This is a genomic window from Alkalicoccobacillus murimartini (genome assembly GCF_030813245.1).
In the GTDB taxonomy this organism is placed as follows: Bacteria; Bacillota; Bacilli; order Bacillales; family Bacillaceae_D; genus Alkalicoccobacillus; species Alkalicoccobacillus murimartini.
This window is the reverse complement of record NZ_JAUSUA010000001.1, coordinates 638569-650842: the sequence shown is the minus strand read 5'-3', so window position 1 is coordinate 650842 and position 12274 is coordinate 638569. Positions and strand designations below refer to the sequence as shown.

Here is a 12274-nt window from a genome sequence, read left to right as displayed (position 1 = left end):
AACCTCCTTAACTCTCTTTAAGAAGTGATAAAATCACATCTGTTTCTACTTTTTCAACACAAGCTTCGCCAAGTTTCTTTAATAAAACCATTCGAATGATACCAGCTTCTGTTTTTTTATCTTTTTTCATCGCTTCAAGTAGTTTTTCATGATCAAGATCCTTTGGAATCACGGTTTCATATCCAAACGATTCAACCCATGCTTTAAATGCCGGGATATCTAAGTCAATCTTATAGAGTCGCTCACTAAGTTTCATGGCAAATACAATGCCGATAACCACTGCTTCACCATGGGTAATCTTTCCGTAACCCGAAACAGCTTCGATCGCATGCCCAAGGGTATGCCCTAAATTAAGATATGCTCTAATACCTTGTTCACGTTCATCCTGAGATACGACCTCTGCTTTTATCGCAATAGAACGAGCGAGTAAACTAGAAACGAGCTCGTTATCGATCGACAAAAAGTCTGTGACGTTTTTTTGCAACCATTCATAAAAGGATTTGTCGAGTATTAATCCATGCTTAAGGACCTCGGCAAATCCCGCTCGCCATTCTTTTTGCGGAAGTGAAAACAGGACGTCAGTATCATAAAAAACGGCTTCTGGCTGATGAAACGCACCTACCATGTTTTTTCCAAGTTCATGGTTAATCGCTACTTTCCCGCCGACACTGCTGTCATGCGCAAGAAGTGTTGTAGGCATTTGGATAAATCGTATGCCGCGCATATAGCTCGCTGCAACAAATCCTGCAATATCTCCTACTACACCTCCACCTAAAGCAATGATGACAGATTTACGATCCAAGCCATTTTTTAATGCTTGTGACAACAGATTCTCATATTCTTTAAATGACTTGGATTGCTCTCCGCTTGGAATGATTGCTGATGAAACGGAAAGGTCGTCTGGCAAACTACTAAGTACATCTTGCAAATATAGTGGTGCCACGGTGGAATCTGTTATGACAAAGACGGAAGAAGGCTTCTCCTTTAAGCATTGAGACAATAAGTCGCCAACACGAAACCGAAGGGCTTTATCAAGGTAAACCTCGTATGTGTGACTCTGCGTGTTTACTTGGACCTTATTCATTGTTAAAATTCCTTCGCCTCTTCGTTATGGCGACGAATATTCTCTGAGATGGTCTCCACACGATCCGCACCAAACGATTCTAATAGAGCATTAGCTACTTCCCAAGCCACAACGGCTTCAGCCACTACAGAAGCCGCTGGCACTGCACAGCTGTCTGAACGCTCGATGCTAGCCTGAAATGGCTCTTTCGTATCAATGTCTACACTCTGTAGAGGTTTATAAAGCGTCGGAATAGGTTTCATAACTCCTTTAACAACAAGCGGCATTCCATTTGTCATTCCACCTTCAAAGCCTCCCAGGTTATTGGTTTTTCGTGAATAGCCTGATTCTTCACTCCAAATAATCTCATCGTGTACACGACTTCCTGGTAGACGAGCCGCTTCAAACCCTAGGCCGATTTCAACGCCTTTAAATGCGTTAATACTCATAATCGCCCCAGCAATTTTTGCGTCTAGTTTACGATCGTATTGCACATGGCTACCAAGTCCAATTGGCACGCCTTCAACGACCACTTCTACAACGCCACCAATTGAGTCGCCATCCTGCTTAGCTTGGTCAATCGCCTTAATCATTTGTTCTGATGCCTGATCATCTAAGCAACGTACTTGGGATGCTTCTGAACGTTCTTTTAAGTCTTGAACCGATTGGTAATCTGTTTCTACTGCACGGACTCCACCAATCTCCAAAACATGTCCCGCTACTTCAATCCCAAAGGTTTTCAAGATTTTCTTAGCTACAGCTCCCGCTGCCACTCGAACCGTTGTTTCGCGTGCCGAAGAACGTTCTAACACATTACGCATATCACGGTGACCATATTTAATGGCTCCATTTAAATCTGCGTGACCTGGTCTTGGCCTAGTTAGCTTACGCTTAACCTCTTTTTCTTCGTCTTCTGTAATTGGTTCTGCTCCCATGACCTTTGTCCAGTGAGTCCAATCTTTATTTTCGACAACTAGCGCAACTGGGGCACCTGTTGTTTTACCATGACGAACTCCACTTGTAATTTGAACCTGATCCTTCTCAATCTGCATACGGCGTCCGCGTCCGTATCCTCCTTGACGTCTTGCAAGCTCTGTATTAATGTCTTCTGCTAATAGCTCCAACTGAGCTGGTAATCCTTCAATTATGGTTGTTAGTTGTGGTCCATGTGACTCACCTGCTGTTAAATACCTCATCTACATGTATCCCCCTATTAATCAGTGCATGCCGGTAAATTCTTTACCGCTTTTATGCGTTAAATTATAACATATATTTATTCCGATGTCTTGCACTGCGCCTAAATCATTATTTGTTTAGCGCACTTTCTCATAAAAAAATGTTTCTGTACTCTTCAGACCATATGTATCAGGATTAAAAATTTGTTCTGTACTTCCGACAAATAAGATGCCGCCAGGACGAAGGGCCCGACTAAATTTTTGATATAGAATATGTTTGGCTTCCTCTGTGAAATAAATCATTACATTCCGACAAATAATTAAATCATAGTGACTATCAAATCGATCTGTAAGTAAATTTTGTTGTTTAAACTGCACGTGTTTCTTTAAGGCTTGATCCACTTCATAGATCGATTCCTTTTTTGTGAAGTACTTGCTTAGCATGTCCTCTGGCACTTCTTTTAAAGATCGTTCCCCGTATAAGCCTAACTTGGCACGTTCCAGAATGACTTGATCAAGATCTGTAGCAAGAATAGAGTAATCTTGTGGCTTTAAGTGCTGGGACAGAATCATGGCCAACGTGTATGGTTCTTCCCCAGATGAGCATGCCGCACTCCACGTTTTGAGTGATTTCGATTCAGTTAATAAAGATGGTAGAATTTGAGTATTTAACACTTGCCAACGTGTGTAGTTACGGTAAAATTCTGAGACATTAATGGTCATTCTCTCAAGACATTCTTCTAACAAACGTTGATCCTTTTTCATGGCTTTAACATATGAAGAGAAGTCAACAAAGCCTTTTTTATCGCGAAAAGATGTTAATCTTCGTTTCATCTGTGCTTCCTTATAAGAAGTTAAATCAATACCTGTCATTTGTTTCATTGCTAGAGTAAAGTGTTCATAGTCCTCGTTCATGTTTGCTCCCTTTTCTACATCTTTTGCTCATCATACCTCATTTTAACTAAATCTCTCAACCAATCTATGTAACAAAAAAACCTACGACCTATCACTAGGCCGCAGGTTATCATACGTTAAATCCACTGTTTAAGCGTTTTTTCATAGGTAACTAGTTCTTCACTCGAGAAAAAGAGATCGATCTCTCTTGATGCACTTTCAGAAGAATCCGAACCATGTATCAAGTTCATGCCGACATGCACACCATAATCTCCTCTAATCGTTCCTGGTGCCGCTTCAATCGGATTGGTTGCACCCACAAGCGTTCGAGAAGACTTGATCACATTTTCCCCTTCCCACACCATGGCAAATACAGGACCAGACGTGATAAAATCCACGAGATTTCCAAAAAAAGGACGCTCTTTATGCTCACCATAATGTGTTTCCGCAAGCTCCCTTGATAACTGTGTGAACTTACCAGCAACCAGTGTGAACCCCTTTGCTTCAAAACGTGAGATAATGTCTCCGATTAAACCTCTTTGTACGCCATCAGGCTTAATCATTAAGTATGTACGCTCCATATGTATACCCTCTCTTCTCTGTGAAAAAGTATCTTGCATCCGCTTACATCTCTAAGTATAGCAAAAGAGCCAGTCATTGACAATATCAACAATTGGCTCTACTTTTGAGTTAAAATTTCCGTCTTCCAATGTATGAGGCAAGCTGTAAGAAATACGTTTTTGCTTCTACATCAGGAAGTGCTTCAAGCTGCTTAAATGCCTTAGCCAAATATTGATCGCTAATTGAAACAGCATACTCAATCCCACCAGATGCTTTAACACGTTCAATGATTGGTTCCATATCTTCATGATGCTCATCTTTAGATAGGTTCTGAACGATTTCAGTTTTTAACTGAGGACTTTTATGCATCGCATATAAAGCTGGCAACGTTACATTGCCTTGTCGTAAATCCCCACCCGCTGGCTTGCCAATCTGTTCTTTGGTTCCAACGAAATCTAATACATCATCAGTGATTTGAAAAGACATTCCTACATAATATCCAAAAAGATATAAGCGGCGTTGAATCTCATCAGAGGTTCCGGCAGCAATTGCACCAAGTTTACAGCTAACTGCAATTAATAAAGCGGTTTTTCGCTTAATTCTTCGGAAATAGGTGCGCAAATTCTGATCCCAATTAAATTGGTCTCTAATTTGCTCTACTTCACCAATACACATTTCCATGATGGCATCTGAGATAATTAAGTGAATGGAGCGGTGATCAAAATAAGCCGCTGTTTGTACAGCTTTCGCAAAGATATAATCCCCCGCATACATTGCTACTCGATTATCCCATTGAGACTTAATTGTTTTTCTACCCCGACGTAGCTCTGCATCATCGATGACATCATCATGAACAAGAGAAGCCATATGAATGAGCTCAAGCGAGACGGCAATGTGTTTTAATGCATGAATATCATAGGTGCCAAATCTTGCAGCGAGCAGGACAAATACAGGTCTGATCCTTTTCCCTCCTGCATGGAGCAAATCCGTCGAAGCTTTTCGTAACACCTCATGCCTTGCTTGAATTGTTTCTTCTAGTTCTTTTTCTATGATCTTAATATCCGATTGAAAATGTCCATAGATCTCTGCTAGTTTCATTATGCCACCTTATCCTGCCCGCAATATCAGGAGTGAACTTTACTCCACACACTGATTGAGTGAATTGACTTTGACAAGAATCCATACTCATAAGCCAGCTTATAATAATATAATAATCCACGTTTGTTTTCTTCGTTAAAATGATACCATAGATTTTGAAAATATGATTGCCAAAAATCAATTGTGCCACCTTGTTTTAACGTAAATCGGTTAGACAGGTCCATATAGTTGTTTGATTTACTTACTTCTCTACTGTTCACAAACGCGTGATATACACGTTCTAAATCATTACTATTAGAGGTGAGAACATCATTACGAACAGCAAATAACGCATAGGTCATAGGAAGTCCTGTGTGTTTATACCATTGTTCACCGAGGTCATATACATATAAATCGGAGGCTGTTCGAACGGCACGAATGGCATCATCGCCAATTAATAAGGCAGCATCGTTCGTTGCAAGCATCTCTTGTAGGTTCGGTTTCATGGTTTGATATTGCACATGTACACCGTAAAACGCAATCAGAATGATTTTAAGCAAATGTACGGTTGTAGCTGAGCTTGCCGTTAAGGCAATCTTTTTTTCCTCGAGCTGTTCGATAGGTACCTTTGAAAATAAAAACAATGAACGTACTTCCCCTTTTGAGGAAACCGACAAATCAGGAAGAACCGAATAGTCGTGAGCATTTTGTGCATACGAAAAGGAAGAGATTCCCGCTACATCTACGGAGCCTTCTGAGAGCTTCTGATTAATGCTACTTGGTACATCCGTTTTTAATTGAAAGCCCTGCGATCGCAATTGATCGCGATCCAACTTGTCAAAAAAAGGCTGGATATTCGCATATTCAATTTCACCAATGCGTAACGTCATGATTCTGTTCCCCACCTTTTAAATAACTCATGGTCCACTCCCAATGAATCTAAAGCTTTCCCTACTACAAAAAGAATTAGATCATCTAGTGACTGAGGTGAATGATAAAAACCTGGCATTGCTGGCAAGATAATTGCGCCTGCCTTTGATAGCTTTAACATGTTCTCAAGCTGAATTTGATGAAGAGGTGTCTCTCTTGGTACAATCACAAGCTTCCTGTGTTCCTTCAGCATAACATCGGCAGCTCTCTCGATCAGGTTACCAGAAGCCCCTGCAGCCATTCCAGACAATGACCCCATAGAACAAGGAATCACGATCATCCCTTCAGTTCTAAATGAACCACTGGCAATTGGTGCAGCATAATTGTGCAGATCGTGAATATGTAACGCTTGTCGACGATCTTTAAATAATGAGTCGAGTAACGCTTCCCGATCCGTTGTATCTAAGTTCATTTCTGCTTTAAATACTTGCCAAGCAGCTTCAGTAAGCACAAGGTGTACCTCATGTTTTGCACGCAAAAGCTCCTGAACAAGTCGAATGCCATAAACAGCTCCGCTTGCGCCTGTTATCCCAACGATATACGGATACTGAGTACTCATAATAAAATATCTCCCATGGTGAAACAGAACATAACAACACTTAACGTTCCATTCATTGGGAAGAATGCAAACATCACTCGAGAAAGGTCATCTTTTGACACGAGTGAATGCTGATAAATCATCATCGCACCTGCAATAATGACACCAGTTAGATAAATCCAACCTAAAAGACCGGTCATGAAAAACAATGCTAAGAAAGCACAAAAACTAACTACATGTAAGCCTCTAGCAATTCGCAGTCCGTTCGCAACACCAAACCGACTAGGAATAGAGAATAAGCCACGCTCACGATCGTAATCAGCATCTTGTGTTGCATAAACCACATCAAAGCCTGCAATCCAGAGAGCAACAGCTAAATAAAGAACAATCGCTACCCAAGTAATTTCACCCGTTACAGCAATCCATCCTCCAAGCGGAGCGAAGCCAATGGTTAAACCTAAGAAAAGGTGACAAGCCCATGTAAATCGTTTTGTATAAGAATAAAAGACCAATAGAAAAACAGCGAGTGGTAAAAAGATCACAGCTAAGCGATTAAGCTGAAATGCTGCAATAAATAACAAAGCAAAGGATGCTACAATAAATAGCATGACTTCAACCTTTGAAACTAATCCCGCTGGTATCGCCCGATCAGACGTACGAGGGTTATGTCGGTCAATCTTCTCATCAATTAATCTGTTTAAGGACATCGCAGCACTTCTAGCTCCAAACATAGCAACGATAATCCACACCCAATCCATCCACTCTGGGAAGCGTCCGTTAATGATTAAGCTACCCACGATCGTACCCATAAAGGCAAACGGCAAGGCAAAAACCGTATGCTCAAATTTAATCATTTCAAGAATGATTTTTAACTTCCGTATCACAATATCTGCTCCTTACATATCAAAAACCCATCAACAAATGATAGCATTTTTCTCAATATTCTATTGTTCTGCTTTCAAACCAACATGTACTGCTGCCGCTCCACCTGAATAGCCTTTGAACTTAACCTTCTTCAATCCAGCTTCTTTAAAAAGCTTCGCTAGTTCCTCTTTTGAAGGAAAAGTCTGAGTTGATTCCTGGAGCCACGAGTACTCTTTGTGACTACGCGCAAAAATTCTACCCGCCAATGGCATAAGGTGTCTGAAATATAATTGATAAACCTGTTTATAGACAGGTAACGTTGGATTAGACGTCTCTAAACAAACAACCATTCCGCCAGGTTTAGCGACACGTTCCATCTCCTTTAGCACTTGGAGATAATCCGGAACATTCCTCAGACCAAAACCAATGGTCACATAATCAAATTGATTATCTTCAAAGGGAAGTTCCATCGCGTTTCCATGATGTAACTGTATGTATTCTAATTGTTTATCTTGTAGCTTTTTTTGACCTACTTGAAGCATATTTTTGCTGAAATCAAGACCTTCTGTTCGTCCTTCTGGCCCTGAAGCTTGTCCGAGTGCAATCGTCCAATCTGCTGTTCCGCAACATACATCAAGTGATGCATCTCCATCAGAAACCTGCATCATCTTCATGACATCTTTTCTCCAGACCTTGTGAAGCTGAAGACTTATAACTGAATTCATCCGGTCATATTGTGTCGAGATCGACTCAAAAACCTGATGTACACGTTCTTCTTTTGATTGTTGAGACAACTATCTCACCTTACTTTCATCTAAGCCGTTTGGTGCGGTCTGAACGGATTCAGATAGGTATTTCTCCATATGTTGACGGAAATCGCTGTGTTCATCCATAAGCATATGAATTTGTGTCATTAGATCACCTTGCTTACTCGAAAGGATGTCTAAATGAGTTGACGCATCTGCAGTTTCAAACGTAGTTAGAGACTTCATTAGTAAAGAACTTTCACCTTTTGACCACTTGTTCCACTCATCCATGTAACGATTATAGAAAAATAATGATTCAAAAATGGCTTTCATCTCTGGCAATTCATACTCTTCCAGGATTTTTCCGTATAACCCCGATTCAATAAATTCCAAATGATCAGCTATTTGTGCATAACTACCTTCAACGGCCTCATACACATCCATTTTCTGTTCATTAATTTCTTGAAGAGTGCAACTAAACAATCTCGTTAATGGTACACGATCCGCTTCAGCCAACAAGTTGTAATAGAGACTACTGTAGTAATCGCCAATTAACACGTGCAATTGACGGTTTTTCCGCGCGGTATCAGAATCGATCGGATGCAACGATACCTCCTCATGTACGTCCAATGCCGCTTGAACAAGCAAGGCACATAAGGTTACAACAGACGCTTCCTCTTTTGTTGTATTTTTTGATAATGCAGCATAAAACAACTGACACTTGCCTTCATCTATACCTACACTAGGAATATAGTCTTTAATATATGGATGATAAGTAAGTTGATTAAATTTTTCTATTATTGCTGTTACCTCTCCATGTAAATGGCTGGGATTCACCATAATACGTATCCTCCAGTGTTTAACGAATTCATCTTCCTTAGTATAGCATAATCGTAAAGCCCCAACCAAGACTCGTCCGGACTTATCAACACCTATTTGTTCTTCTTACTTAGTCTTCGGTGCCCGACTCAACCGATCCATGACTTGTTTGGATTTCTGCTTTTCCTCTTACCTTTATCGCCGACGTATGCTCCGTAAATTGAGCGACCATGACCTCGCCTTTATCTAACTTCTCAGAATGGTGAAAACGAGTATCTGTTCCTCGTGTTAAACCAATGACCGTTACGCCGTTTTCTTTTGCTTTAATCACAATATATTCCTTTTCATTATTCATCATCATCGCTCCTGTTTTCCTTAGATAAAAAGCTACTAGTTACGCTATTCTGCTGTAAATCTTAGCATATATAATCGAGAAAAAGCAAAAAGGAACCCTTTAAAGAGTCCCCCTTTATGCTTATAGGATAATCGCAATGAGCCCACCTGAACCTTCATTAATTATACGCTCTAACGTTTCCTTTAATTTGTAGCGTGCATTTTCTGGCATTAAGGAAAGCTTTGCAGAAATTCCTTCTCGAACAATCGAATTTAAGGATCGTCCAAATATATCAGAATTCCAAATGGACAGTGGATTTTCTTCAAAATCCTGCATTAAATAGCGGACTAACTCTTCACTTTGTTTTTCAGTTCCTATGATTGGCGCGAATTCTGATTCAACATCTACCTTAATCATATGGATAGAGGGAGCAACCGCCTTTAATCTGACCCCAAAACGAGCGCCTTGACGAATGATTTCCGGTTCATCCAAGCTCATATCGGATAAAGCAGGTGCGGCAATACCATATCCGGTTTGCTTCACCATCTGTAGGGCATCTGAGACCTGATCATACTCTGACTTCGCATGAGCAAATTCCTGCATCAAGGAAAGCAAATGGTCCTTGCCTCTAATTTCAACACCAACTACCTCTTTTAGAACTTCGTCATACAAAGTATCTGGCGCATAAAGATCAATTTCAGCAATACCATGACCCATTTCAATCCCAGCAAGCCTCGCGTCATCAATAAAGTCAAACTCAGTAAAGTGTCCTACGACTCGGTCAACATCCCGCAGGCGTTTTATGTCTTTCACTGTTTCTCTTACTGATTCTTCATAACTTTGTCGTAACCAATGCTCTTGGTTTAAGACCATCACCCAGCTAGGAAGATTTACATTCACTTCATGCACCGGGAATTCAAACAGAACTTCTCTTAAGACATTCTGAATATCTTGATCTGTCATACTTTCAATGCTCATTGAAAGTACAGGAATATCATGCTCTTCAGCTAATTGTGCTCGTAATCTCTCAGTTTCTGGATGATACGGCCTTACACTATTAACTACCATGATAAACGGTTTTCCTACTTCTTTTAACTCTTCGATGACTCTTGTTTCAGAATCTACATAGTCATAGCGAGGAATATCACCTATCGTACCGTCACTTGTAATAACGACACCTAAGGTTGAGTGTTCTTGTATGACTTTTCTCGTTCCAATTTCTGCAGCTTCTTGGAATGGGATAGGCTCCTCATACCATGGAGTATTGATCATCCTTGGTCCATTCTCATCCTCATAGCCTTTTGCACCAGGTACGGCATACCCCACACAATCTACTAAACGAATGTTCACATCAAGTCCATCCCCTACATGAATGGATACAGCTTGATTAGGTACAAATTTCGGTTCCGTAGTCATGATTGTTTTGCCTGCAGCAGACTGAGGCAGTTCATCCTGTGCCCGTATTTTCTCAGATTCATTTTCAATATTAGGCAGGACAACGAGCTCCATAAACTTCTTAATAAATGTCGACTTCCCTGTGCGAACGGCCCCTACAACACCCAAATAAATATCTCCGCCTGTACGTTCTGCAATATCTTTGAAGATGTCTACCTTTTCCACGTGATCCCCTCCCGATCAAGTCAATGTAAGAGCTGTTCCGATTGTTTGCGAAACCTCACATACCTCATGCTATGAGCGTTGTCCCAAAAATATGATCATCTTTTTGGTCTCATGCAAACAATTAGATTCACTCTGTTTTTTCGGGAAGGGGAGCGTGATGACAAAAAATGCCCCTTCCATTATCGTATATATATCGATGGAAGAGGCAGAATAGACCTATTTTCTTATTATTCATTTGGTGTTTCTTCAAATTGCGGATTGAGTTCAGGTTCTCCATCCTCTGTTAAAGTATACGGCACAGAATGGAAGGGTACAAATGGAGCATCCTCATACAGTAGCGGACGCAAATCCGTATCCTCAGAAGCCTCGCTCTCCTGGAGTACTTGGTTAATATCTCTGGCATAATCAATGATTATTTCTCCAGTGTTTGAGTAAAGAAAAGGCAATGAGTTTCCTGAGTATGGACTGATCGCTAATGGCGCTTCCTTATATGAGAGTTTTTCATAATCAAGTACAAATAGTCCATTGCCTAACATGTCTTTTACAGGTGCGTATGTATGTTGAGATCGATAGTTATTAATTCGTCTATTTAAATCTTGTATTGTCTTAACGGATTGAAGGTCAATTACTTTTACCGTTGGCTCCTCTTCCACATTAACAAGCACAAATTGAAATAGGCCACCACTCTCAAAAGCAGTCCCTGGAGCCTCTTGCATATATCTCGGAACAAGTTGTCTAAAATCAATGACATAACGTTGATAGGTTGGCGTATTCTCATCAAATGTTTGAATAGGAAGCACACCAGTATCGTCCTGAAAAGCATCCACAGCCGTTTGAACAGATGCTAGTTGATCCAAATAGGCTACTTGTGACGCCTGACGTTCACCTTGAGGATAAAAACAGCCTGCAAGCACAACGACACAACCTAAAAATAACGCTTTCAATATGATGCGTTTCATAACCGCACCTCCTCACCTACGCTATTCGAATGTTGATGTTGGTCCCCCTAACACAATATACATGACAATGAGTCCAGAGACCATTAAGCAAAAGAATGAAACGGTCAAAATTACTTTTTGAAGAATTCCCTTTAATTTGGTTCGGCTAAATAACGCCAATGCCGCGGATACAAACATTAAAATCATGCCAGCAAAAGAAATGTACATATGTAACATCGCCTGAGACATTATCTGTCCTCCTTTACTCAAAAAGCTTGTCCTACCTATACATAAAAATTGGAGAAAAGAGGGGCCTCTTCTCCAACTTCTGACAAAACCCTATTTTTATTATAAGCCCTGAATTTGTTGTTCCTTCATAGTGTATGCGTGAATCATGTATTTGCACAAACATCAGCCTATTAATTCATTATTTTTTATTAAACATTTTTGAAAGGGAAGCAAAATCAGCTGGAACATTATTCTTAATAATCGCTTGCACAAGCTGATCTTCTTTTTCTTTTGTAACTGGTTTACCTGCAAGCTGAGATACTTGATGAATCAGCTTACGGACCGTTGCTTCATCCTTCAAATTTGATTTACTTACTGAATTAGCCAGCTTCAACAGTTCGTCAGGTCTTACTTTAGTATTCTTTTGGATTTGATCAAAAAAAGACGAATCCTTCTTTTGAGACATTGGCTCTCCTCCTCCGTACGT

15 protein-coding genes are annotated in these 12274 nt (G+C 40.4%); all 15 read right to left on the bottom strand.

The window, feature by feature from the left end:
* Nucleotides 1-7: 7 nt before the first annotated feature.
* The gene (gene aroB, locus J2S05_RS03525; RefSeq protein ID WP_306979944.1) at nucleotides 8-1084 is read right to left on the bottom strand and encodes a 3-dehydroquinate synthase; all 1077 of its coding nucleotides are present in this window, start codon (nucleotides 1082-1084) and stop codon (nucleotides 8-10) included.
* 2 nt (nucleotides 1085-1086) lie between these two features.
* Entirely contained in the window at nucleotides 1087-2259 is a 1173-nt protein-coding gene (gene aroC, locus J2S05_RS03520; protein ID WP_306979942.1) for a chorismate synthase, read from the bottom strand.
* A 117-nt stretch (nucleotides 2260-2376) separates the two neighbouring features.
* Complete coding sequence (locus J2S05_RS03515) at nucleotides 2377-3153, bottom strand: CheR family methyltransferase (RefSeq protein ID WP_306979941.1); 777 nt, start codon at nucleotides 3151-3153, stop codon at nucleotides 2377-2379.
* 116 nt (nucleotides 3154-3269) lie between these two features.
* The gene (gene ndk / locus J2S05_RS03510; protein WP_306979939.1) at nucleotides 3270-3713 is read right to left on the bottom strand and encodes a nucleoside-diphosphate kinase; all 444 of its coding nucleotides are present in this window, start codon (nucleotides 3711-3713) and stop codon (nucleotides 3270-3272) included.
* A 109-nt stretch (nucleotides 3714-3822) separates the two neighbouring features.
* Entirely contained in the window at nucleotides 3823-4791 is a 969-nt protein-coding gene (gene hepT / locus J2S05_RS03505) for a heptaprenyl diphosphate synthase component II (RefSeq protein WP_306979937.1), read from the bottom strand.
* 26 nt (nucleotides 4792-4817) lie between these two features.
* Nucleotides 4818-5660 (bottom strand): menaquinone biosynthesis protein, encoded by an 843-nt coding sequence (locus J2S05_RS03500; protein WP_306979935.1) that lies wholly within the window; start codon nucleotides 5658-5660, stop codon nucleotides 4818-4820.
* Nucleotides 5657-6259: a UbiX family flavin prenyltransferase gene (locus J2S05_RS03495; protein WP_306979933.1), complete on the bottom strand. Its 603-nt coding sequence runs from the start codon at nucleotides 6257-6259 to the stop codon at nucleotides 5657-5659. The genes J2S05_RS03500 and J2S05_RS03495 overlap by 4 nt, the downstream gene beginning before the upstream one ends.
* Nucleotides 6256-7125, bottom strand: a complete 870-nt coding sequence (locus tag J2S05_RS03490) for a UbiA-like polyprenyltransferase (RefSeq protein ID WP_306981085.1) — start codon at nucleotides 7123-7125, stop codon at nucleotides 6256-6258. The genes J2S05_RS03495 and J2S05_RS03490 overlap by 4 nt, the downstream gene beginning before the upstream one ends.
* Nucleotides 7126-7182: 57 nt before the next feature.
* On the bottom strand, nucleotides 7183-7896 hold the full coding sequence (locus tag J2S05_RS03485; protein WP_306979930.1) for a demethylmenaquinone methyltransferase: 714 nt from the start codon (nucleotides 7894-7896) through the stop codon (nucleotides 7183-7185).
* Nucleotides 7897-8688, bottom strand: coding sequence for a heptaprenyl diphosphate synthase component 1 (locus J2S05_RS03480; RefSeq protein WP_306979928.1), 792 nt, complete (start codon nucleotides 8686-8688; stop codon nucleotides 7897-7899).
* A gap of 109 nt (nucleotides 8689-8797) precedes the next feature.
* Nucleotides 8798-9022 carry a trp RNA-binding attenuation protein MtrB gene (gene mtrB / locus J2S05_RS03475; RefSeq protein WP_306979926.1) on the bottom strand — a complete coding sequence of 75 codons (225 nt, stop codon included), beginning with the start codon at nucleotides 9020-9022 and terminating at the stop codon, nucleotides 8798-8800.
* Nucleotides 9023-9142: 120 nt separating this feature from the next.
* Nucleotides 9143-10621: a stage IV sporulation protein A gene (gene spoIVA, locus J2S05_RS03470; protein WP_306979925.1), complete on the bottom strand. Its 1479-nt coding sequence runs from the start codon at nucleotides 10619-10621 to the stop codon at nucleotides 9143-9145.
* 227 nt (nucleotides 10622-10848) lie between these two features.
* Nucleotides 10849-11580 carry a hypothetical protein gene (locus J2S05_RS03465; RefSeq protein WP_306979923.1) on the bottom strand — a complete coding sequence of 244 codons (732 nt, stop codon included), beginning with the start codon at nucleotides 11578-11580 and terminating at the stop codon, nucleotides 10849-10851.
* Nucleotides 11581-11601: 21 nt separating this feature from the next.
* Nucleotides 11602-11808 carry a DUF2768 domain-containing protein gene (locus J2S05_RS03460; protein WP_306979921.1) on the bottom strand — a complete coding sequence of 69 codons (207 nt, stop codon included), beginning with the start codon at nucleotides 11806-11808 and terminating at the stop codon, nucleotides 11602-11604.
* Between the two features lie 178 nt (nucleotides 11809-11986).
* The gene (locus J2S05_RS03455) at nucleotides 11987-12253 is read right to left on the bottom strand and encodes a stage VI sporulation protein F (RefSeq protein ID WP_306979919.1); all 267 of its coding nucleotides are present in this window, start codon (nucleotides 12251-12253) and stop codon (nucleotides 11987-11989) included.
* Nucleotides 12254-12274 lie beyond the last annotated feature (21 nt).

Excerpts from the sequence above, each read along its gene's own strand:
- aroB (WP_306979944.1), bottom strand. The coding sequence starts at position 1,084 with ATGAATAAGGTCCAAGTAAACACGCAGAGTCACACATACGAGGTTTAC.
- J2S05_RS03480 (WP_306979928.1), bottom strand. The coding sequence starts at position 8,688 with ATGGTGAATCCCAGCCATTTACATGGAGAGGTAACAGCAATAATAGAA.
- hepT (WP_306979937.1), bottom strand. The coding sequence starts at position 4,791 with ATGAAACTAGCAGAGATCTATGGACATTTTCAATCGGATATTAAGATC.
- J2S05_RS03455 (WP_306979919.1), bottom strand. The coding sequence starts at position 12,253 with ATGTCTCAAAAGAAGGATTCGTCTTTTTTTGATCAAATCCAAAAGAAT.
- J2S05_RS03465 (WP_306979923.1), bottom strand. The coding sequence starts at position 11,580 with ATGAAACGCATCATATTGAAAGCGTTATTTTTAGGTTGTGTCGTTGTG.
- ndk (WP_306979939.1), bottom strand. The coding sequence starts at position 3,713 with ATGGAGCGTACATACTTAATGATTAAGCCTGATGGCGTACAAAGAGGT.
- J2S05_RS03495 (WP_306979933.1), bottom strand. The coding sequence starts at position 6,259 with ATGAGTACTCAGTATCCGTATATCGTTGGGATAACAGGCGCAAGCGGA.
- mtrB (WP_306979926.1), bottom strand. The coding sequence starts at position 9,022 with ATGAATAATGAAAAGGAATATATTGTGATTAAAGCAAAAGAAAACGGC.
- aroC (WP_306979942.1), bottom strand. The coding sequence starts at position 2,259 with ATGAGGTATTTAACAGCAGGTGAGTCACATGGACCACAACTAACAACC.
- J2S05_RS03515 (WP_306979941.1), bottom strand. The coding sequence starts at position 3,153 with ATGAACGAGGACTATGAACACTTTACTCTAGCAATGAAACAAATGACA.
- J2S05_RS03460 (WP_306979921.1), bottom strand. The coding sequence starts at position 11,808 with ATGTCTCAGGCGATGTTACATATGTACATTTCTTTTGCTGGCATGATT.
- J2S05_RS03500 (WP_306979935.1), bottom strand. The coding sequence starts at position 5,660 with ATGACGTTACGCATTGGTGAAATTGAATATGCGAATATCCAGCCTTTT.